The organism is Mesocryomonas fontinalis (genome assembly GCF_055730125.2).
The window spans coordinates 199,162-221,584 of record NZ_JBUZWG020000004.1 but is presented as its reverse complement, the minus strand read 5'-3'; the positions used below and the strand labels follow the sequence as shown (position 1 = coordinate 221,584).

Genomic DNA, 22,423 nt, shown 5'->3' with positions numbered 1-22,423 from the left:
CATGGCGCGGCTGTTCCTGAAGGAGCCGCTTGGCATCCTCGCCGAGGGCGCCGAGGGTGGGCTCGTCGTCGAGGACGGCCGCATCGCCGAGCTGGTGCCAGCGGGGGCGGGCCCGTCGCAGCCGGTGGACGAGACCTTCGACGCTTCGCGCCATGTCGTCCTGCCGGGCCTCGTCAACGCCCACCACCATTTCTACCAGACCTTGACCCGCGCGCACCCGGCGGCGGTCGACAAGGAGCTGTTTCCCTGGCTGAAGAGCCTCTACCCGATCTGGGCGCGGCTTGATCCGGACGCGTTCCGCCTTTCCGTGCGGCTCGCCCTGACCGAGCTCCTGATGTCCGGCTGCACCACGGCGGCCGATCACCACTATCTCTTCCCCAAAGGCCTCGAGAACGGCATCGACATCGAGGCGGAAGAGGCGGCAGCGCTCGGCATCCGCGTCACGCTGACCCGCGGCTCGATGAATCTTTCCGAAAAGGACGGTGGCCTGCCGCCGGACGGCGTGGTGCAGGATGAGGACACGATCCTTGCCGACAGCGAGCGGCTGATCGCGAAATACCACGACCGCAGCGAGGGCTCGATGCTGCAGATCGCGCTGGCGCCGTGCTCGCCGTTCTCGGTGACCAAGAGCTTGATGTTAAGGAGCGCCGAGCTCGCCGAGCGCGAGGACTGCCGGCTGCACACCCATCTCGGCGAGACCCGCGACGAGAACGACTACTGCCAGCAGCTGTTCGGCTATCGCCCGCTCGACTATCTGGAAGAGGTCGGCTGGCTCTCCCCGCGCACCTGGCTGGCGCACGGCATCCACTTCACCACCGAGGAATGCGCGCGGCTCGGCCGCCACCGCGTCGGCATCTGCCATTGCCCGACCTCCAACGCCGTCCTCGCCTCCGGCTTCTGCCCGGTGGAGGCGCTGACGGCGGCAGGCAGCCCGGTCGGGCTCGGCGTCGACGGCTCGGCCTCGAACGACGCCTCCAACCTCATCGAATCCGCCCGCCATGCGCTGATGGTCGCGCGCCTCCGCACGCAGTCGGCGGCAGCGGTCACCTCGCGTGACGTGCTGCGCTGGGGCACGGAGGGCTCGGCCGCTTGCCTCGGCCGCAGCGACATCGGCCGCATCGAAGTTGGCAGGCAGGCGGACCTCGCGCTGTTCACGCTGGACGAGCTGCGGTTTTCCGGCGCGCACGATCCTGTGGCGGCGCTGGTCCTCTGCGGCGCGACGCGGGCTGACCGGGTGATGGTCCGGGGCGAATGGCGGGTCGTCGACGGCATGCCGCTCGGCGTCGACGTCGCGCGTCTGAGGGCCGAACACGGGGCCGCGGCGGCGCGCTTCGGCTGAACCGGCGGCGATGTAGGAATTCCGCAACGCCGCCACCGCCTTCTTCGCCCCTCCGGGGAGAAGTGGCCGGCAGGCCGATGAGGGGAGGCCTGCATCTGCAAGGTTGGCGCGGCCCCTCATCCCGCTGCCGCGACCTTCTCCCCGGAGGGGCGAAGAAGGCGGCGGGACCGCCGCTCCTCCGCTCTCCCATGTCATATGACTGTCGGATGATCGGTCTATCAGGGGCGCCTTCGCCGGTTGGGTGAAGCTTTCCGGAGACTGGCATGGCCTATCCCGCCCTCGAACGATTCCGCGCCGCGAACCATGCCGAGCCGCCACCCCACCTCGGATCCCGCTACGACCAGGACGGCCGCTTCCAGCCCGAGCATGGCAACACCGTCGTCTGCCATCTCGTCGAGGGCTCGCCGTCGTCAGCAGTGTTAATCGCGGCGCGGGCGCGGCTGATGGCGTTCGCGCCGCCGGGCAAGCTCGCCTTCACCCCGGTGGAAAGCCTCCACATGACGCTGTTCGAAGGCCTGACGGAAACCCGGCGAACGCCCGCCTACTGGCCCAAGGACCAGCCCGTCGACGCCGGCATCGCCGAGCTGACCGAGCATTACCGCCGCCGTCTTTCTGGATTTGCGGGCTGCGGCACCTTCGACGTCGCGGTCGTTGGCGTGACGCCGAACGGCCTGCAGCTGGCCGGGGCCAGCGACCGGGACGAGGCAGTGCTGCGCGCCTGGCGCGACGCCCTGACGGTTCCCTTCGGCCACCGCCAGCCGCAGCACGACGACTACCGCTTCCACATGACCTTCGCCTACATGATCGACTGGCTCGAGGACGCCGAACTTCCGGCCTGGCAGGAAAAGCTCGACGCCGAACTCGCCCTCCTGCAGCGCGACGCCCCGCTGCTCGGGCTCCGCCCGCCGGCCTTCTGCCGCTTTGCCGACACGACGCATTTCGAGGAACTGCTGGTCCTCGGATGAGGGGCGGGTGCGAAACCGCAGAAGTTTTGGCGGGTCGCGCCCCCAGGAGCTTCGTCATCCTCGCCCGCAGGGCGGGGACCCATGCCGCAACTGCGGCGCTGCCGCTTCGGCACCGAATTAGCGCTTCACCGCAGCGGCATGGGTCCCCGCGCTACGCGCGAGGATGACGAGCTTCGAGAGATCGCGCCTTCAACCTCGCTTGTCGGATCCGCAGGCAGCGCCGGGCACCGTGGCGGCACGCGCTGCCACTCGCTGAAATTCGTCATCCTCGCCCGCAGGGCGGGGACCCATGCCGAGGCGTGGAGCGCAATTGCTCCGGTCGACGCGAGCTGCCTTTTCCTGCGATGAAGCCGTGTTGGAATCGGCGGCGGTATGGGTCCCCGCGCTGTGCGCAAGGATGACGAGCGTTGGGGTTTGCGTCCCTGAGCGACCGGCTACCGGAGTCTTGCGCCAGAACGCCGCGCTCTACAGCGCCTCGATCCGGAACGGGGCGTCGTAGATCGCTTCCTCGAGGTTGGCGCCCTCGCCGCCGCGGTCGATGACCAGGAAGTCGCTGATCACGTCGAGCGAGACCAGCGGGTGGTGCCAGGTGTTGCGGGCGTAGTTCACGCCCTGGCCGCCCTCGGCGACGAAGGCGACCGGCCGGCCGGGGCGGCCTCCCTCGTCGGGCGCCACGACGATCAGGAACGGCCGGTCGTGCAGCGGCACGAAGGCCTGGCTGCCGAGCGGGTGGCGCTCCATCATGGCGATCTCCACCGGCAGCGCGAACGGCTTGCCGCGGAAGATGTTGATCAGCGGCCTGCCGCCCTCTGTGCCGACGTCGACCTTGGCAAGGTCGTGGAAGCGGGTCGTGGTGCCGCCGTTGATCAGGCGGATCTCCTCGGCATTGTCCGGCTCGATCACCTGCCCGAAAGGCTCGAATGCCTCTATGGTCAGCGGCAGGACGCCGAGGATTCTGGCCGCCATTAGGAGGTCTTCCGGCCGAACAGGCGCAGCCGCGAGATGCCGCCATCGGGGTAGATGTCGACCCGGAGATGCGTCACCGGTCCGGTGCCGGCGGGGGCCGTGAACTCGGCGACGGCATCGGCGGCGAGCTTGGTCTCCGGCAGGAGGACCGCCCAGCCGGCGCTGACAGCCTCGATCGTCTCCGGCGACGGATCGCCGTCGAGCCGCACCGCCTTCAGCGAGAACCGGTCGGGGAAATTGCCCTTGAAGTGCTTCGTGTCGCAGACGATCCGCTCGATCGTGCCGGCATGGCCGAGCCTGATGACGCACCAGTCATTGCCCGGCCGGCGGCGGCGCGCCGTCTCCCAGCCGTCGCTCATCACCGGCGCGCGGCCGGGCGCCAGCATGTTGGCGGGAGCGCCGTAATGGGCGTCGTTCCAGGCGATCGCCGTGCCGCCATTCTCCTGCGCGGCGAGATCCAGCACCACGTCCGGTGAGACCGTGCTCCAGTCCTTCTCGATCGTGCCGTAGACGCGCAGCCGCGCGACGCCGCCATCGGGATAGATGTGGAGGCGCAGCCAGGTGAAGGCGCGGTCGGGCGACGTCTCGACCACGTTGTGGCTGTTACCGGCGAGCGGGCGCCGGTCGACCAGCACCGTCCAGTCGGCCTCGCCGGGTTCGCCCACCGTGTCGGCTGCCTCCAGCATCGCCTCGGGCGGGAAATTGCCGGTGAAGAACGCGGTGTCGATGTCGACGGCGTGGATGCGGCCGCGCTGGCCGAGCTTCACCACGCAGAAGTCGTGGCCGGGCACGCGCTTGCGGCGCGATTCCCAGCCGTCCATCCATTTGCCGTTGTCGTCGAAACGGTCGGGATAGAACACCGGCGCTGCCGGCTCGATCAGCCGGCTCTTGTCGGCGAAGAAGTCGTCGGTGGCGTAGGTCACCTCGGTGCCGAGGCGGGGATGGGCGAGGTCGATGGTACGCCGCAGGAGGTCGGCGGCCTCGGGGGCCTCCGGTGCCGTGATGAAACGCTCGCTCATGCCTGTTCTCCGAAAATGCTGGATATGCGGATGGCCGCAATCGTCTCGACTTCGCGGGCCGCCGTGTGAAGCTCAGTGTCGCGGTCGTTGGCGATCCGCTGCTCGAACGCGGCGAGGATCTCCGCCGTGGTCCGCCGCCTGACTGCGATGATGAAGGGGAAGCCGAAGCGGGCGACGTAGTCCGCGTTCAGCCGTTCGAACCGCGCGCGGTCCGCGGGTGTCAGCCGGTCGAGCCCCGCCGATGCCTGCTCGCCCGCCGATTCCGCCGTCAGTTCGCCCGCCTGTGCCAGCCTGCCGGCGAGATCGGGATGCGCCTTGAGGACGGCGAGCTTCTCGTCGGCGCTGGACCGGCGGAAGGCCGCCTGCATCGCCACCGTCAGGCCGGGCGCGCTGTCGTGCGCGGCAGAAAGGCCGCGGTCGAAGGCGCGTTCGGCGACGAAGGGCGAGTGCTCGAACACGCCGCCAAAACGGGCTACGAAGGCCTCGCGGTCCATCGCGCTGGGGCGCAGGCCGGGGGAATAGGGGAAGTGCGTGTGCCAGTGCTCGGCGATGTCGATGCGCTTGGCGACCCAGACGTCCGGCTTCGACTGGACATAGTCGAGGAACCGGGCCAGCGCCGCCGCGCGCCCCGGACGGCCGACGAGGCGGCAGTGCAGGCCGATGTTCAGCATCTTGGCCGAACCGGCCTCGCCTTCGGCGTACAGCACGTCGAACGAATCCTTGAGGTAGGCGAAGAACTGGTCGCCCGAGTTGAAGCCCTGCGGCGTCGCAAAGCGCATGTCGTTGGTGTCGAGCGTGTAGGGCACCACCAGCAGCGGGCCGGAGGGCGTTTCCTGCCAATAGGGCAGGTCGTCGGCATAGGCGTCGGAGGCGTAGCGGAAGCCCCCCTCTTCGGCGACGAGGTCGAGGCTGTGGATCGAGGAGCGGCCGGTGTACCAGCCGGTCGGGCGGCAGCCGGTGAGGGCCGCGTGGATCTCGATCGCCTCGGCCATGTCGGCCCGCTCGGCCTCGATGGAATGGTCGCGGTAGTCGATCCATTTCAGCCCGTGCGAGGCGATCTCCCAGTCCGCCTCGAGCATGGCCGCAACGATCTCCGGGCTTCGCTCCAGCGCCGTCGCGACGCCGTAGACCGTCACCGGCATCGCCCGATCGGTGAACATCCGCCACAGCCGCCAGAAGCCGGCGCGGGCGCCGTACTCGTAGATGGACTCCATGTTCATGTGCCGCTGCCCCGGCCAGGGCGCCGCCCCGACGATCTCCGACAGGAAGGCCTCGGACGCCTTGTCCCCGTGGATCACGGCATTCTCGCCGCCCTCCTCGTAGTTGACCACGAACTGCACGGCGATGCGGGCGCCGCCCGGCCATTGCGGGTCCGGCGGGGTGCGGCCGTAGCCGCGCATGTCACGGGGGTAAGAGGTGGGCATGATGGCTCCGATGATCGTGCAGCCGCGTTGCGGCGGCCCTATCCTGCATGGCCCGACCGGCGGGTCGTCGTCAAATGCTGGGTGCGGCGGACCTCTAGTATTCGTCATCCCGGGCTTGACCCGGGATCCATTCCAAACCGCTAAACAAGGTCGGGCACCGTTGACCTTCCCGACGTTCTGGCACGAAGAGGGTTTGTCTGCGTATGAGGAATGGATCCCGGCTCAAGGCCGGGATGACGACCTCTCTGAAACGTCTTCGTGCGCTTCGACTTTGCCAGCGCCCCTTTCCTCTGGACGCCGCCAATGCCGCCGTTGCACACTGACCAGACGGTCAAATTCGGAAGGGTCCGCATGGTGCAACACGGTCGGCTGACGACGCATGTCCTCGATACCAGCCTCGGTCGCCCGGCGGCGGGGCTCGGGGTGACGCTGTTCGGCATCGCCGAGGACGGCCGGCGGACCGAGATCACGGCGCGCCAGACCAATGCCGACGGGCGCTGCGACACGCCGCTGCTGGAAGGCGACATCGCCGGTGAGTACGAGATCGTGTTCGCCGCCGGTCCTTATCTCGCCGCGACCATGCCGGCCTCGGGCGCCGCGCCGTTCTACGACGACATCGCCGTGCGCTTTACCATGTCGGAGCCGCGCCACTACCATGTGCCGCTGCTGCTCTCGCCTTTCGGCTACTCGACCTACCGGGGCAGCTGACGATGGCCGATCCCATCCGCTTCGTCCTCAACGGGCAGCCGCGCCGCATCGACGGCGCCCGGCCGACGACGACCATCCTCGAGCACCTGCGCCGGACCGAGCGCCTGACCGGCACCAAGGAGGGTTGCGCGGAGGGCGATTGCGGAGCGTGCACCGTGCTGATGGTCGAGCCGGACGGGGCGGGCGGCGTCACCCGGCGGGCGGTCAACGCCTGCATCCAGTTCGTGCCCTCGCTGCAGGGCCGCGCGATCGAGACGGTGGAGCATCTCGGCCGGGACGGACCGCACCCGGTCCAGACCGCGATGGTCGAGACGCATGCGAGCCAGTGCGGCTTCTGCACGCCGGGTTTCGTCATGCAGCTCTATGCCGGCTGGCTCAACCAGGCGATGCCGGACCGTCAGGCGGTGAAGGACACCATCGCCGGCAATCTCTGCCGCTGCACCGGCTATGGCCCGATCATCGACGCCGGCCTGAGGCTTGCCGCAACGCCGCTGCCGGACACGCGCGCAGCCGATGCGGCGCTCGCCACCGAGCTCGCCGCGCTGAGGACCGGCGACGTGTTCCGTTACGCGGGCGCGGGCGGGCTCTGGCTTTCGCCCGACAATGTCGATGCGCTTGCCGACCTCTATGCCGAGCATCCGGACGCGGTGCTGGTCGCCGGCGCCACCGATGTCGGGCTCTGGGTTACCAAGCAGCACCGCGACTTCCCCGTTCTGATCGACGTCTCGCGCGTCGAGGATCTCCGCCATGTCGAGGAGGCCGGCGGCAGCCTGTTCATCGGCGCCGCCGTCACCCACCGCGAGGCACATGCAAGGCTCGCCGCGATCCATCCGGCGCTCGGCGAGCTGCTGCGCCGCTTTGCCGGAGCGCAGATCCGCAATGCCGGCACGGTCGGCGGCAACATCGCCAACGGCTCGCCGATCGGCGACTTGCCGCCGGCGCTGATCGCGCTGGGCGCGCGGCTGCACCTGCGCTGCGGCGACGAGATGCGGGGCCTCGCGCTGGAGGATTATTTCCTCGCCTACGGGAAGCAGGATCGTCGGCCGGGCGAATTCGTCGCCGCGGTCGAGGTGCCCGGCATCGCCGCCCACCAGCGCTTCTTCTGCCACAAGATTTCCAAGCGCTTCGACTCCGACATCTCGGCCGTCCTCGCCGCCTTCCTCCTGACCTTCGACGGCGCGGTCGTTGCCGAGGCGCGGCTTGCCTTCGGCGGCATGGCGGGAACGCCGAAGCGGGCATCGCTGGCGGAAGCCGCGCTCGTCGGCCGGCCCTTCGATGCCGATGCGGTCGAGGCGGCAGCGGCAGCTTTGGCCGAGGATTTCGCGCCGCTCGACGATGTCAGGGCTTCGGCCGCCTACCGGCTGGGCGTCGCGCAGAACCTTTTGCGCCGCTTCCTTATCGAGAACGACGGCGGCGTCGCCACCCGCGTCCTGGACGTCGCCTGATGGGCGCCGAGCCGGAAACCCGCATCCAGGACCGCGGCGAGGCGGGCGACGTCTCGCCGGCGGTGCTCGCGGAACTGCCGCCGGCGCCCGATGCGGAAATCCGCGGCGGCGTCGCCAAGCCCCTCGCGCATGACAGCGCCGCGCGGCACGTCTCGGGCGCCGCCCGCTACATCGACGACGATCCCGAGCTGCCGGGCATGCTGCAGGTCTACATCGCGATGTCGGCGAAGGCGCATGCGCGGCTCGTCTCCATGGATCTCGGTGCCGTCCGCGCGGCGCCGGGCGTCGTGGCGGTGCTGACGGCGGCGGACATTCCCGGAAAGAACGACTACTCGCCGGTGTTCGGGGATGACCCGATCTTTGCCGTCGATACCGTGGAGTATGTCGGCCAGTCGCTGTTCGCCGTGGCCGCCGAGACGCTGGCAGCGGCACGGTCGGCTGCGGCGCTGGCCGGCATTGTCTACGAGGAGCGGGCGGCGGCGATCTCGATCGACGAGGCCGAGCGCCTGGCCGACGCGGCGGGCGAGGATCTCCTGCCGCCGCACGAGATGCGGCTCGGCGACGTCGAGGCGGAAATGACCGGCGCGGCGCACCGGATCGCCGGGTCGATGGACATTGGCGGGCAGGACCATTTCTACCTCGAGGGGCAGATCGCCGTCGCCATCCCGCAGGAGGACGGCGACATGCTGGTGCGCTCCTCGACCCAGCACCCTTCCGAGGTCCAGCACAATGTGGCGAAGGCCTTGGGCCTCTCCGACCATGCGGTGACTGTCGAGGTGCGGCGCATGGGCGGTGGCTTCGGCGGCAAGGAGAGCCAGCCGGCGCTGTTCGCCGCGGTTGCAGCGCTGGTGGCGGCCAAGACGGGGCGGCCGGCGAAATGCCGGCTCGACCGCGACGACGACATGGAGATGACCGGCAAGCGGCACGAGGCGCGTATCCGCTACGAATTCGGCGTGTCCGAGGGCGGCGTGATCGCGGCCGCCGACATCCAGCACCTCATCCGCTGTGGCTATTCCAAGGACCTGTCGGGCGCCATCGCCGACCGCGCGATGTTCCATGCCGACAACGCCTATGTCCTGCCGGCGGCGCGCATCCGCTCGCGCCGGCTGAAGACGCACACCGTCTCCAACACCGCGTTCCGCGGCTTCGGCGGGCCGCAGGGAATGCTCGGCACCGAGCGGGCAATGGACCATGTCGCGCACGCGCTCGGCCTCGATCCGCTCGACGTGCGCATCCGCAATTTCTACCCGCCCGAGGCCGGGGCGAGGACGCCCTACCACATGGCGGTCACCGACTCGGTGATCGGGGAACTCGTCGCCGAGCTGGAGACGTCGTCGGACTATCGCGCCCGGCGGGCGGCGGTGACGGCGTTCAATGCTGAGAACCCGATCCTCAAGAAGGGTCTGGCTTTGACGCCGGTCAAATTCGGCATTTCCTTCACCACCAGCCATCTCAACCAGGCCGGTGCGCTGGTGCATGTCTACAAGGACGGCTCGGTCGCGCTGAACCATGGTGGCACGGAGATGGGGCAAGGGCTGTTCACCAAGGTGGCGCAGGTCGTGGCCGAGGAGTTCCAGATCGACGTCGACCGGGTGAAGATCACCGGCACGACGACGGCGAAGGTGCCGAACACCTCGGCGACCGCGGCCTCTTCCGGATCAGACCTCAACGGCATGGCGGCGCAGGCCGCCGCGCGCACCATCAAGGACCGGCTGATCGCCTACGCCGTGGACCGCTATCATGTGCCGGTCGAGAGCGTCGTCTTCGCGCCGAACCGGGTGACCATCGGCAACCGCGAGATGCGCTTCTCCGACCTCGTCGCCGAGGCCTATCTCGCCCGCATCTCGCTGTCCTCGACCGGCTTCTACGCAACGCCCGGCATCACCTACGACCGCGACAGCGCGAGGGGTACGCCGTTCTACTACTTCGCCTATGGCGCGGCCTGTTCCGAAGTGGTGATCGACACGCTGACCGGCGAGAACCGGCTGCTGCGCGCCGACATCCTGCACGATGTCGGCCGCTCGCTGAACCCGGCGCTGGATCTCGGCCAGATCGAGGGCGGCTTCATCCAGGGCATGGGCTGGCTGACCACCGAAGAGCTCTGGTGGGACAAAGCCGGGCGCCTGCGCACCCACGCGCCGTCCACTTACAAGATCCCGACCGCGAACGACCGCCCGGACGACCTGCGGATTTCCCTCTGGGCGAAGGGCGAAAACCGCGCCGCCACCATCTACCGCTCGAAAGCCGTCGGCGAGCCACCGCTGATGCTCGGCATCTCGGTGTTCTCGGCGCTGACCGATGCGGTGCTGGCCGCCGGCGACGGCAAAGTGTTCCCGGTCTTCGACGCGCCAGCAACGCCGGAACGCATCCTCGCCGCCGTCGAGATGGTGCGGAGGGCGCAGTGAAAATCGCAGCGGTCGACAATCAGCCGATCTCCCCCTCGAGGGGGGAGATCGAACACGTCGCGGCAGCGGTGCCGGGATGACGCCGCTTTCTCCCGCCCTCCGCTCGCTCCTCGATGCCCGCACGCCCGCGATCCTTGTCCGCGTTGCGCGGGCGCTGGGCTCGACGCCGCGCGAGGCCGGGGCGGCGATGATCGTTACCGCGGAGACTTTGTCGGGAACGGTCGGCGGCGGGGCGCTGGAGATGGTCGGGATCGAGCGGGCGCGGGCGATGCTGCGGGATGGCGCGGCAGAGGATCGGCTGGCGATCCCGCTCGGGCCGGCGATCGGCCAGTGCTGCGGCGGGCATGTGACGCTGGCGCTGACGCGGCTCGATGCGGGCCTGCTGGCGGCCGAGATGGCGGCGGAAACCGCGGCCACGGCGGAGTTGCCGACGGTGCTGATCTTCGGTGCCGGGCACACCGGTCGCGCGCTGGCGCTGGCGCTCCTCCCGCTGCCGTTCCAGCTGTGCAGCGTCGATACCCGCCGCGAGGCCTTCGCCGACTGGCCGGGCGGCGAAACGCGCGTCACCGCCTTGCCGGAAGCCGAGGTCGCCACGGCGCGCCCGGGCTCGGCGTTCCTGGTGATGACGCACGACCATGCGCTCGACTTCCTGATCGCCGCCGCCGCGCTTCGCCGCGGAGACGCCGCCTATGTCGGCATGATCGGCTCGGCGACGAAGCGCGAGACGTTCCGCCGGCATCTGGCGGAGGCGGGCGAGGGGGCTCTGATCGAGGCGCTGACCTTGCCGATCGGCGGCGGAAACGTGCGCGACAAGCGGCCGGAGGTGATCGCCGCGCTGACCGCCGCCGAGCTGATCGCGGCATTGCTCTCCAAGGCTGAGGAAAAGCTAGGCAGTGGCTTTTCGACAGGCACATCGCAATGCAATAGTGAGCGCATCGAACCGGAGCCGAAAGCCCGCCCCCGTCTGAAAGCCCGCAATGCCAGCGCGTCTTGAGCTTTCCCGCATCACCAAGCGCTTCCCGAGCGTCACCGCCAACGAGGACGTGTCGTTTGCCGTCGAGCCCGGCAAGATCCATGCGCTGCTCGGCGAGAACGGGGCCGGCAAGTCGACGCTGGTGAAAATCATCTACGGCGTACAGAAGGCCGACGAGGGCAAGGTGCTGTGGGACGGCCGGGAGGTCTTGATCGCCAGCCCGCGCGAGGCGCGAAAGCTCGGCATCGGCATGGTGTTCCAGCATTTCTCGCTGTTCGAGGCGATGACGGTGCTGGAGAATATCGCGCTCGGCATGGACGACCCGCCGCCGCGCGCCACGCTCGAGGCCAAGGTGCGCGCGGTGCTGGAGAGCTACGACCTCGCGCTCGACCCGCACCGTTTCGTGCACACGCTGTCGGTCGGCGAGCGCCAGCGGATCGAGATCGTAAGGGCGCTCCTGACCCAGCCGAAACTCCTGATCATGGACGAGCCGACCTCGGTGCTGACGCCGCAGGAGGTGGAGAAGCTGTTCACGATCCTGCGCAAGCTCGCCGGCGAGGGCTGCTCGATCCTCTACATCTCGCACAAGCTCGCCGAGATCAAAGCGCTCTGCGACAGCGCGACCATCCTGCGCTTCGGCAAGGTCGTCGCCACCTGCGATCCCCGCGCGGAAACCGCGCGTTCGATGGCCGAGATGATGATCGGCGGCGCGTTGAAGGACCTGTCGCACAAAGAAGGCGGCACGTTCGGCGCGGACCGCTTCGCCGTCGAGGCCCTTTCGGCGCCGGGCGAGCCGCCTTTCGGCACCGCGCTGCACGAGATTTCTTTCCGCGTGCGCGCCGGCGAGATTTTCGGCATCGCCGGGGTCGCCGGCAACGGCCAGAACGAGCTGGTGATGGCGCTGTCGGGCGAAAAACCGTCGAGCGGCGGGATTTCCATCGACGGCAAGCCGGTCGACCGGCTCGGCGTCGAGGCCCGCCGCAAGGCCGGTCTCGCCTCGGTGCCGGAGGAGCGCAACGGCCACGCCGCGGTGCCCGGCATGAGCCTCTCCGACAACGCCATCCTGTCGGCCCGCGGCCGGAAGAGGCTGTCGATCGGCGGCCTGCTGCGCCAGGGCGCGACGCGGGCCTATGCGGCCAAGGTGATCGAGGCTTTTTCCGTGCGCACCACCGGGCCGCGCTCCTTCGCGTCGAGCCTCTCGGGCGGCAACCTCCAGAAGTACATCATGGGCCGCGAGATCCTGCAGGAGCCGGCGGTGCTCGTCGTCTCCCAGCCGACCTGGGGCGTCGATGCAGGCGCTGCCGGCTTCATCCGCCAGGCGATGATCGACCTTGCTGCCAAGGGCACTGCGATCGTGGTGATCAGCCAGGATCTCGACGAACTGCTGGAGTTGTGCGACCGCATCGCCGTCATCAACGGCGGCCGGCTGAGCCGGGCGATGGACGTGAAGGGCGTGTCGATCGAGGAGATCGGCCTGCTGATGGGCGGCGTGCACGGCAGCGACGCGCCGCCGCCGCCACTGTCCGCCGACGTGATCGGAGCCGTGCATGCTGCCTAGGCTGGAGCCGCGCCTTGCCCCGAGCCGCAGCATGGTCGTCGCCGCCCCGGTGATCGCCGTCGCCGCAACGATCCTCCTCGGCGCCATCGTCTTCACGCTGCTCGGCTTCGACGGGCTGGGCGCCGTCAAGACGATCTTCGTCTCGCCGCTGCTGTCCGCCTACCGCTGGCAGGACATTCTGGTGAAGGCGGCGCCCCTCGCCATCATCGCGACCGGCCTTTCCATCGGCTTTCGCGCCAATGTCTGGAACATCGGCGCCGAGGGGCAGTATGTGCTCGGCGGTCTTGCCGCCACCGGCGTCGCGCTGGCGACCCACGAGATGACCGGCGGGTGGATCCTGCCGCTGATGATCCTCGCCGGCATACTCGGCGGTATGGCCTGGGCCTCGGTGCCGGCCTTCCTGCGCACCCGGCTGGGCGTCAACGAGATCCTCTCCAGCCTGATGCTGAACTATGTCGCCATCCAGCTGCTCTATTACCTGATGCGCGGGCCGTGGAAGGACCCGATGGGGTTCAACTTCCCGCAGACCGTGCTGTTCTCCGCCGACCAGACGCTGCCGATCGCGATTTCCGGCACGCTTGTCCATATCGGCGTGCCGATCGCCGCGGCGCTCGCGCTGACGGCCTGGTTCGTCCTGTCGAGCAGCCTGACCGGCTACCAGATCCGCGTCGTCGGCCTCGCGCCGAACGCCGCCCGCTTCGGCGGGTTTCGCGAGAAACGCACCGTCTGGCTGGCTATGCTCGCGGGCGGCGGCGCGGCCGGCCTTGCCGGCGTGCTGGAGGTCTCCGGGCCTTTCGGGCAGATGGTACCGGCCTTCCCCACCGGTTACGGCTACACCGCGATCATCGTCGCCTTCCTCGGCCGGCTGCACCCCGTCGGCATCCTCATGGCTGCGCTGGTGCTGGCGCTGACTTACGTTGGCGGCGAGAGCGCGCAGACGACGATCGGCCTGCCGGCGGCGGCGACCGGCGTGTTCCAGGCGATGATGCTGTTCTTCCTGCTGGCGGCCGACATCCTCGTCCGCTTCCGGCCGGTCTGGGGCAAGCCGGGCACCGCATCGAAGGTGCCGGCATGACGCTGACCTTGATCATATCGATCCTGATGACGGTCGCCGCGGCGGCGACGCCGATCCTCATCGCCGCGCTCGGCGAGCTGGTGGCGGAGAAGTCGGGCGTCCTCAACCTCGGCGTCGAGGGCATGATGCTGATCGGCGCCGTCACCGGCTTCGCCGTCGCGGTGACCACCGGCAGCCCGGCGCTCGGCTGCGTCGCGGCCATGCTGGCGGCGGCGGCCGCCTCGCTCGTCTTCGCCGTGCTGACGCTCAGCCTCAGCGCCAACCAGGTGGCGACGGGCCTCGCGCTGACGATCTTCGGCACCGGCGTCTCGGCGCTGGTCGGGGCGCCGTTCGTCGGCATCACCACGGCGACGCTCGGCCTGGTCTTCCCGCCGAGCCTTGCGGCCGACCCGGTGCTGCGCGTCGTGTTCGGCCATTCGCCGCTGGTCTACCTCGCGCTGATCCTGACGCTTGGCGTCTGGTGGTTCCTGAAGCACAGCCGGGCCGGGCTGATCCTCAGGGCCGTCGGCGAGTCCGACACGGCGGCGCATTCGATCGGCTACCCGGTGCTGAAAGTGCGCTATGCCGCCGTGCTGTTCGGCGGGGCGATGGCCGGGCTCGGCGGCTGCTACTACTCGCTGGTGCTGACGCCGATGTGGGCCGAGCGGCTGACCGCCGGGCGCGGCTGGATCGCCATCGCGCTCGTCGTCTTCGCCTCGTGGCGGCCGGGCCGGCTGGCGCTCGGCGCCTACCTCTTCGGCGCGGTGATCACGCTGGAGCTGCAGGCGAAGGCCGCGGGCTTCTCGGCCCTCGCGCCGGAGTTCCTGTCGGCGCTGCCGTATCTCGCGACCGTCGTCGTGCTCGCGCTGATCTCGATGGGGCGGGGCACCGGCAGCACGGCCGCCCCCGCCTGCCTCGGCAAGCCATTCCGGGCGTCGGCGTGAGCCGGCGATCGCATACAATCTCCGTACACGACCGGTGTGCGCAATCTGTTCCGTATCCCACTGAGAAGGAGTGTCCCATGTTCGAGATCACCCGGCGCCGGCTTCTGGCAGGCGGCGCTTCGCTGCTCGCTCTGTCCGCCCTCAACCTCGTCCCCGGCTTCAGCGGCCTCGCCGCCGCGCAGGAGAAGAAGGACAAGGTGAAGGCCGCCTTCGTTTATGTCGGCCCGGTCGGCGACTACGGCTACTCCTTCGCGCACGACCAGGGCCGCAAGTTCCTGGCCGAGAAGCTCGGCGACAAGGTCGAGACGAGCTTCGTCGAGAACGTCGCGGAAGGCCCGGACGCCGAGCGCGTCATCCGCCAGCTGGCGCAGGACGGCAACGACATCATCTTCACGACGTCTTTTGGCTTCATGCAGCCGACCGCGAAGGTCGCCAAGCAGTTCCCGAACGTCAAGTTCGAGCACGCCACCGGCTTCACCACCGGCCCCAACATGGGCATCTACAACTCGCGCTTCTACGAGGGCCGCGCCGTGCTCGGCACCATCGCCGGCATGATGTCAAAGAGCGGCAAGGGCGGCTACGTCGCCTCCTTCCCGATCCCGGAAGTGGTGATGGGCATCAACGCCTTCACGCTCGCCGCCCGCAAGGTGAACCCGAAGTTCGAGACGCAGGTCGTCTGGGTCAACTCCTGGTACGACCCCGCCAAGGAAGCGGACGCGGCTAAGGCGCTGATGGACCAGGGCGCCGACGTCATCACCCAGCACACGGATTCGCCGGGCCCGCTGCAGGCCGCCCAGCAGCGCGGCGCCATCGCCTTCGGCCAGGCCTGGGACATGCAGAGCTTCGCACCGAACGCCCACATGACCGCGATCGTCGATCATTGGGGCCCGCACTACGTGAGCTCGGTGCAGTCCGTGCTCGACGGCACCTGGAAGCCGGGCGACGTCTGGGGCGGGATGAAGGAGGACTTCGTCGAGATGTCGCCCTTCAACCCGAAGATGCCCGCCGACGTTAAGGCCGCCGCCGAGAAGATCGTCGCCGGCACCAAGGACGGTTCGTACAAGGTGTTCACCGGGCCGATCAACGACCAGTCGGGCGCGGAGAAGGTGCCGGCTGGGACGGCCATTCCGGATGGGGACCTGCTGAAGATGGACTGGTATGTGGAAGGCGTGAAGTCGTAAGGGACGGATGGTTTAAGGTCGTCGGCGAGAGCCGACGCCCTCACCGGTCCCCGCCGACATTTGAGTTTCGTCATCCTCGGCCGTCAGGCCGGGGACCCATGCCGAAGCGGTGGCGGGCCGATTCGGTGATCGTTGGGGCGGTTTCAGCCTCTCGGCATGGGTCCCCGGCGCGCTGCGCCGAGGATGACTAGCTTTGAGCGGAAGCGCAGCGTGTTCGGTGGGTGGCTCAAAGAGTTCTTCCAACTCTTCACGTTCGCCAACCTTGCAAGTTCGCCAACTTTTCAAGTTCGCCAACTTTTCAATTTCGTCATCCCGGCCTTGAGCCGGGATCCATTCCAAACCGCCATCACTGCCAAGTCGCTTCAGAATGGACCCCTCGTGTTCTTGTTCAGCGGTTTGGAATGGATCCCGGGTCAAGCCCGGGATGACGAAGCGGTGGGATGGTCAATAGTTCTGACGCGTTTGGTGGTTTTGGCTTCGGGTATGGCCGATATGCCTGCCACCCCGTTGTCGCCCAAAACCTCGCAGCAAGGTGCCCCATGGCCCCCTACCTCTACGAATGGTTGAGTTTCGCGGTGCGGTGGTTGCACGTGGTGACGGCGATGGCGTGGATCGGCTCGTCGTTCTACTTCATCGCGCTCGACCTCGGGCTCCGCAAGTCGCGGCAACTGCCGCCGGGCGTCGGGGGTGAGGCGTGGCAGGTGCATGGCGGCGGGTTTTACCATGTGCAGAAGTACATGGTGGCGCCGGCCGACATACCGGAGGATCTGACCTGGTTTAAATGGGAGAGCTATGCGACCTGGCTGTCGGGCGCGGCGCTGCTCTTCCTCGTCTACTATCTCGGCGCCGAGCTCTATCTGATCGACCCCGAGCGCGCCGACCTGCCGGTCTGGGGGGCCTCGGCGATCGGCATCGGCGGCATCCTCGCCGGCTGGGTGTTCTACGACCTGCTCTGCAAGTCGCCGCTGGCGAAGAACGACACGGCGCTCTTGGCGGTGCTCTTCGTCTACGTCGTCACCGCGTCCTTCCTGTTTTCGCAGGTGTTTTCCGGGCGCGGCGCGATGCTGCACACCGGGGCGATGATCGCGACGATCATGACCGCCAACGTCTTTCGGCTGATCATCCCGAACCAGACCATCGTCGTCGCCGACCTGAAGGCGGGGCGCACACCGGCCGCCCATCTCGGGGCGCAGGCGAAGCAGCGCTCGCTGCACAACAACTATCTGACGCTGCCGGTGATCTTCCTGATGCTGTCGAACCACTACCCGCTGGCCTTCGCCACGGAGTGGAACTGGGTGATCGCCGGGCTGGTGCTGCTGATCGGCGCGGTGATCCGGCATTATTTCAACACGCTGCACCGGACGCATGTGAAGCTCTGGTGGTGCTGGGCGGTGGCGGCCGTGCTGTTTGCCGGCGTGATCACGCTGTCCGGCTTCCCCGGCTGGCGGGCGGTGCCGACGGAGAGCGCTGCGGCGCCCGCGGCCCGCGCGTGGACGAAGGATCCGCAGATCGCGCTCGCAAAGTCGCCGCATTTCCCCGAGGCCGAGGCGATCGTCCAGGCGCGCTGCGCGATGTGCCACGCCCGTGAACCGCTCTGGCCGGGGATGGTGCACCCGCCGAAAAACGTTCTCCTCGAGACGTCCGACGACATCGTCCACAATGCGGGCCTGATCGAGGTGCAGGCTGTGCGCAGCCATGCGATGCCGCCTGGCAACATCACCGGCCTCGAGCCCGAGGAGCGCCGCCGGCTCTCCGCCTGGATCGACGCGGCCGACGGGATCTACACGCGATGAGCCTGCCCCCCCTGAAGAACCGCAAGACCGCGCTGCGCGGACGCCTCGTCTCGTTCGACGCAGAGCCCTCGACCTCCTCGAAGGCCGTGCGCTTCATCGAGGACGGGCTTCTCGTCTTCGAGGATGGCATCATCATGGAGATCGGCGAGGCCTCCGAGATTCCGAAGCGGCTGCCGGTCGATGTCGCGGTCACCGATCACCGGCCGTATTTGATCATGCCCGGCTTCGTCGATCCGCATCTGCACATGCCGCAGACGCAGGTGATCGGCTCCTACGGTACCGAACTGCTGGACTGGCTGGCGAACTACACCTTTCCCGAGGAGAGCCGGTACCACGATCCCGACCTCTGCGCGGCCGCGTCGGTGTTTCTGGTCGAGGAGTTGCTGCGCTGCGGCACAACGACGGCGGCGGTCTACTGCACCTCGCATCCGGCCAGTGTCGACGCGCTGTTCGGCGAGGCCTTGCGGCGGGGCATGCGGCTGATCGCCGGCAAGGTGATGATGGACCGCAATGCGCCCGAAGCGCTGCTCGACACGGCCGAGCGCGGCTACGAGGAGTCCAAGGCGCTGATAGCGCGCTGGCACGGGCAGGGCCGGCTGTCCTACGCGATCACGCCGCGCTTCGCGCCGACCTCCACCGAGGCGCAGCTGCGGACCGCCGGGGCGCTGGCGGCCGAATATCCGGACATGCACATCCAGACGCATCTCTCCGAGAACCACGGCGAGATCGCCTTCGTGCGCGAGCTCTTCCCCTGGTCGAAGGATTATACCGAGGTCTACGAGCGCTACGGCCTGGTGCGCGACCGGGCGCTGTTCGGCCATTGCATCCACCTGACCGAGCGCGAGCGCACCGCGCTGGCCGATGCCGGCGCCTCGGCGATCTTCTGCCCGACCTCGAACCTCTTCCTCGGCTCCGGCCTGTTCGACCTCGCCGCCATGAAGGCGGCCGGTGTCAAGGTGGGGCTCGCCACCGACATCGGCGGCGGCACCAGCTACTCCCTGCTGACGACGGCGATGGAGGCCTACAAGGTGCTGGCGCTGCAGCGCCAGACGCTGCCGGCTTTTGAGGCCTTCCACATGCTGACCGCCGGCAACGCCGCGGCACTCGGGCTGGAGGACCGGATCGGCCGGCTGGCGCCGGGTTATGAGGCCGATGTCGTCGTGCTCGACGGCCACGCCACGATGGCGCTGCAACAGCGGATGGAGCGGGTGACGTCGCTGGCCGAGGAACTCTTCGTGCTGATGACCATGGGCGACGACCGCGTGGTGGCGGCGACCTACGTCGCGGGCAAACGGGTACACGACCGCCAGGCCTTCACCCACCGGCCGATGGAGGACCGGCCCGAGTTTCCGCTGCGGGCCGCCGAACTGCCGGCTGAATCGCTCGCCGCGACCGACGACCAGTAGGGCGCTGCTGCGGCTTTTCTCTCGGCCAAAGCGGGACAAATGCGCTGATCGGGCTATCTCTACCCGCGACGGCCGGCGCCGCGCGCCTGCCGGAAGCGAAACGCTGAGGAGAATGCGATGCGACTGGTACGATTTGGCGCCCCTGGCGAGGAGAAGCCGGGACTGATCGACGCGGAACACGTGCTGCGCGACCTGTCTGGCGAAATCGACGACCTGTCCGGGGCGCATCTATCGCGCGCTGGGCTGGAGCGCATCCGGGCGCTCGACCCGAAGAGTCTGCCGAAGGCCGACCCGTCGCACCGCCTCGGACCTTGCGTCGGCCGCGTCGGCAACTTCATCGCCGTCGGCCTCAACTATGCCGACCATGCCGCCGAGACCGGCGCACCGATCCCGGCCGAGCCGATCCTGTTCAACAAGGCGCCGTCCTCGATCGTCGGCCCGCATGACGACGTGATCGCGCCGAAGAATTCCACCAAGCTCGACTGGGAGGTCGAGATCGCCATCGTCATCGGCGAGGAGGCGCACAACGTCTCCGAGGCCGACGCGCTCGACTACGTCACCGGCTACTGCCTCTGCAACGACGTTTCCGAACGCGCCTGGCAGACCGAGCGCGGCGGCCAGTGGATGAAGGGCAAGGGTGCCCCGACCTTCGGGCCGCTTGGTCCCTGGCTGGTGACGCAGGACGAGATCCCGGACGTCCAGGCCGTCGACCTCTGGCTCGACGTCAACGGCGAGCGCAGGCAGACCGGCTCGACCGCGACGATGATCTTCCCGATCAAGAAGATCGTCTCCTACATCTCGGAGTTCATCCTCCTGCAGCCCGGCGACGTCATCACCACCGGCACGCCGCCCGGTGTCGCCATGGGCATGAAGCCGCCGGTCTGGCTGAAGGCCGGCGACATCATGACTCTCGGCGGGTCTCATCTCGGCGAACAGCGCCAGACGGTTAAAGCCTACGCCGAGTAGACACTTACGCCGCGTTTGCCCCGTTCGCGCCGAAGAAAGCGCGCGAACGGGCGCAACCCGTAAGCGGCTCGGCTGTTCTCCCCCAAAGCGCTGCAGTGCGAAGAGACCGGGATGCCGACGGCATGGCGTGATCTTGGCGCGCGGAGCGTTATCGCATTCCAGCTCGGAAGGGTCATCATGGCCAGTGCCACCGAAACACCCCGCAAGCCCTCGAAGATCGTCGCCCCCAAGGTGCCCGTCGATGCCCGCCTGAAGGTGCTCGCCGACAGCCGCATGGTGATCGAAGGCGTCTCGCCGGAGATTGATGGTGGACGCTTTGCCGTCAAGCGCGTCGAGAACGAGCCGCTGATCGTCGAGGCCGACATCTACTGCGACGGCCACGAGCAGCTGGGCGCAGCGGTGGTGTATGGGGCGGCCGGTGGAGAGCTGCGCGAGAAGCAATTCACCTTCGTCGAGAACGACCGGTGGGAAGCGGAGATCACGTTCGAGACGCCGGGGCCGCACCGCTATTCGGTCATCGCCTGGCGCGATCTCTACGCCACCTGGCGCTATGAGGCGGAGAAGAAGAAGACTGCGGGTCTCGATATCACGCTGGAGCTGACCGAAGGTCGGCAGCTGATCATCGAGGCCGCCACCTCCGATCGTGGCAGCGCGGCCGACCGTGCCGCGCTGAAGTCGCTGGTGCAGAAGCTGGAGCAGCTTCAAGCGAAGGGCGACGCCGAGACACAGTACACGCTGATGATGGATGCCGAGACGGTGCGCATCCTCGTCGAGACCGGCATGCGGACCAATCTGACGCGCTATCCGATCGACGTGCCGGTCTGGGTGGACCGCGAGCGGGCGGCGTTCAGCGCCTGGTACGAGTTGATGCCGCGATCGCAGTCTGGCGACGTCAACCGCCATGGGACGTTCGACGACGTGATCGCGCGCCTGCCCGACATTCAGGAAATGGGCTTCGACGTCCTCTATTTTCCGCCGATCCACCCGATCGGCAAGCTGAACCGCAAGGGCAAGAACAACACGCTGACACCCGGTCCGGACGATCCGGGCAGCCCTTATGCCATCGGTTCGGAAGAGGGCGGCCATGACGCGCTGCACCCCGAACTCGGCACGTTCGAGGATTTTGCGCGGCTGGTCGAGAAGACCGCCGAGCATGGCATGGAGATCGCGATCGACTTCGCGATCCAGTGCTCGCCCGACCATCCCTGGATCAAGCAGCATCCGGAATGGTTCGACTGGCGGCCGGACGGCACCATCAAGTTCGCCGAGAACCCGCCGAAGAAGTACGAGGACATCGTCAACGTCCACTTCTACCGCGGCGCCATTCCCTCGCTCTGGACCGAGCTGCGCGACATCGTGCTGTTCTGGGTCGGCAAGGGCGTGAAGATCTTCCGCGTCGACAACCCGCACACCAAGCCGTTCCCGTTCTGGGAGTGGATGATCGAGGAAGTGCGCAAGGTCGAGCCGGGCGCGATCTTCCTCGCCGAAGCGTTCACGCGACCGAAGCCGATGAAGCGGCTGGCCAAGGTCGGCTACAACCAGTCGTATTCGTACTTCACCTGGCGGAACCTGAAGTGGGAGCTGGAGCAGTATCTGACCGAGCTGACCACGACGGAATCGGTCGAGTACATGCGGCCGAACTTCTTCGTCAACACGCCGGACATCAATCCGCGCTACCTGCAGACGTCAGGCCGGCCAGGCTTCCAGATCCGGCTGGCGCTGGCGGCGACGCTCGGCGGCAATTACGGTGTCTACTCGGGCTACGAGCTTTGCGAGTACCTGCCGGTGCTCGGCAAGGAGGAGTATCTCAACTCCGAGAAATACGAGATCCGCGCCTTCGACTGGAAGGCACCGGGTAACATCCGCGACGACATCACCTTCTTCAACCGCATCCGGCAGTCGGAGCCGGCGCTGCGCTCGTTCCGCGACCTCGCCTTCTATAATTTCTGGAACGACAACGTCCTCTACTACGGCAAGCGGACACCGGACGGATCGAGCTTCCTGCTCTTCATCGTCAACCTCGACCCGCACAACCCGCAGGGCGGCAATTTCGAGGTCCCGTTGTGGGAACTCGGGCTGCCGGACGACGGTGTGGTGCATGTCGAGAACCTCGCGACCGGGCAGCAGTTCGACTGGCAAGGCAAGATCCAGAACTGGTGGCTGGATCCGGCGGCGACGCCATACGTTGCGCTGCGCATCACCATTTGAGCATCGGGCGTTCATCCTCCCTGCGCCCGCCGGGCGCTCAGCGCCGTCCCCTGGTCCTCGCCGCTTTCG

17 protein-coding genes are annotated in these 22,423 nt (G+C 68.2%); 14 read left to right on the top strand and 3 right to left on the bottom strand.

Going from position 1 to position 22,423, the window contains the following annotated elements; genetic code table 11:
- Position 1: 1 nt before the first annotated feature.
- Together ACZL02_RS11885 and ACZL02_RS11880 are read left to right on the top strand one after the other, a co-directional pair.
- On the top strand, positions 2-1,339 hold the full coding sequence (locus ACZL02_RS11885; RefSeq protein ID WP_472939811.1) for an 8-oxoguanine deaminase: 1,338 nt from the start codon (positions 2-4) through the stop codon (positions 1,337-1,339).
- Between the two features lie 263 nt (positions 1,340-1,602).
- The gene (locus ACZL02_RS11880; RefSeq protein WP_472939810.1) at positions 1,603-2,304 is read left to right on the top strand and encodes a DUF1868 domain-containing protein; all 702 of its coding nucleotides are present in this window, start codon (positions 1,603-1,605) and stop codon (positions 2,302-2,304) included.
- A 465-nt stretch (positions 2,305-2,769) separates the two neighbouring features.
- Here the strand turns inward: ACZL02_RS11880 and ACZL02_RS11875 are convergent, their stop codons facing one another.
- The 3 genes from ACZL02_RS11875 to puuE are packed head-to-tail and all read right to left on the bottom strand — an operon-like array spanning position 2,770 to position 5,713.
- Positions 2,770-3,270 carry an ureidoglycolate lyase gene (locus ACZL02_RS11875; protein ID WP_472939809.1) on the bottom strand — a complete coding sequence of 167 codons (501 nt, stop codon included), beginning with the start codon at positions 3,268-3,270 and terminating at the stop codon, positions 2,770-2,772.
- Positions 3,270-4,289 (bottom strand): allantoicase, encoded by a 1,020-nt coding sequence (gene alc, locus ACZL02_RS11870; RefSeq protein WP_472939808.1) that lies wholly within the window; start codon positions 4,287-4,289, stop codon positions 3,270-3,272. Before alc ends, ACZL02_RS11875 begins: the two co-directional genes overlap by 1 nt.
- Positions 4,286-5,713, bottom strand: a complete 1,428-nt coding sequence (puuE, locus tag ACZL02_RS11865) for an allantoinase PuuE (RefSeq protein ID WP_472939807.1) — start codon at positions 5,711-5,713, stop codon at positions 4,286-4,288. Before puuE ends, alc begins: the two co-directional genes overlap by 4 nt.
- Positions 5,714-6,064: 351 nt before the next feature.
- Between puuE and uraH the strand changes: the two genes are divergently transcribed.
- The 12 genes from uraH (at position 6,065) to ACZL02_RS11805 (ending at position 22,354) form a co-directional block, all read left to right on the top strand.
- Entirely contained in the window at positions 6,065-6,421 is a 357-nt protein-coding gene (gene uraH / locus ACZL02_RS11860) for a hydroxyisourate hydrolase (protein ID WP_472939806.1), read from the top strand.
- A 2-nt stretch (positions 6,422-6,423) separates the two neighbouring features.
- On the top strand, positions 6,424-7,866 hold the full coding sequence (gene xdhA, locus ACZL02_RS11855; RefSeq protein ID WP_472939805.1) for a xanthine dehydrogenase small subunit: 1,443 nt from the start codon (positions 6,424-6,426) through the stop codon (positions 7,864-7,866).
- Positions 7,866-10,271 carry a xanthine dehydrogenase molybdopterin binding subunit gene (gene xdhB / locus ACZL02_RS11850; RefSeq protein ID WP_472939804.1) on the top strand — a complete coding sequence of 802 codons (2,406 nt, stop codon included), beginning with the start codon at positions 7,866-7,868 and terminating at the stop codon, positions 10,269-10,271. The genes xdhA and xdhB overlap by 1 nt, the downstream gene beginning before the upstream one ends.
- 76 nt (positions 10,272-10,347) lie before the next feature.
- The gene (gene xdhC, locus ACZL02_RS11845; RefSeq protein ID WP_472939803.1) at positions 10,348-11,265 is read left to right on the top strand and encodes a xanthine dehydrogenase accessory protein XdhC; all 918 of its coding nucleotides are present in this window, start codon (positions 10,348-10,350) and stop codon (positions 11,263-11,265) included.
- A complete protein-coding gene (locus ACZL02_RS11840) occupies positions 11,249-12,802 on the top strand; it encodes an ABC transporter ATP-binding protein (protein ID WP_472939802.1) in 1,554 nt (517 codons plus the stop codon). Before xdhC ends, ACZL02_RS11840 begins: the two co-directional genes overlap by 17 nt.
- The gene (locus ACZL02_RS11835; RefSeq protein WP_472939801.1) at positions 12,792-13,877 is read left to right on the top strand and encodes an ABC transporter permease; all 1,086 of its coding nucleotides are present in this window, start codon (positions 12,792-12,794) and stop codon (positions 13,875-13,877) included. The genes ACZL02_RS11840 and ACZL02_RS11835 overlap by 11 nt, the downstream gene beginning before the upstream one ends.
- A gap of 2 nt (positions 13,878-13,879) precedes the next feature.
- Entirely contained in the window at positions 13,880-14,800 is a 921-nt protein-coding gene (locus ACZL02_RS11830; protein ID WP_472940072.1) for an ABC transporter permease, read from the top strand.
- Between the two features lie 77 nt (positions 14,801-14,877).
- Complete coding sequence (locus ACZL02_RS11825; protein ID WP_472939800.1) at positions 14,878-15,981, top strand: BMP family ABC transporter substrate-binding protein; 1,104 nt, start codon at positions 14,878-14,880, stop codon at positions 15,979-15,981.
- Between the two features lie 539 nt (positions 15,982-16,520).
- Positions 16,521-17,774 (top strand): urate hydroxylase PuuD, encoded by a 1,254-nt coding sequence (locus tag ACZL02_RS11820; RefSeq protein ID WP_472939799.1) that lies wholly within the window; start codon positions 16,521-16,523, stop codon positions 17,772-17,774.
- A complete protein-coding gene (gene guaD, locus ACZL02_RS11815) occupies positions 17,771-19,180 on the top strand; it encodes a guanine deaminase (RefSeq protein WP_472939798.1) in 1,410 nt (469 codons plus the stop codon). Before ACZL02_RS11820 ends, guaD begins: the two co-directional genes overlap by 4 nt.
- 117 nt (positions 19,181-19,297) lie before the next feature.
- A complete protein-coding gene (locus ACZL02_RS11810; protein WP_472939797.1) occupies positions 19,298-20,146 on the top strand; it encodes a fumarylacetoacetate hydrolase family protein in 849 nt (282 codons plus the stop codon).
- Positions 20,147-20,323: 177 nt separating this feature from the next.
- Positions 20,324-22,354 carry an alpha-1,4-glucan--maltose-1-phosphate maltosyltransferase gene (locus tag ACZL02_RS11805; RefSeq protein ID WP_472939796.1) on the top strand — a complete coding sequence of 677 codons (2,031 nt, stop codon included), beginning with the start codon at positions 20,324-20,326 and terminating at the stop codon, positions 22,352-22,354.
- The last annotated feature ends 69 nt before the right edge of the window (positions 22,355-22,423 follow it).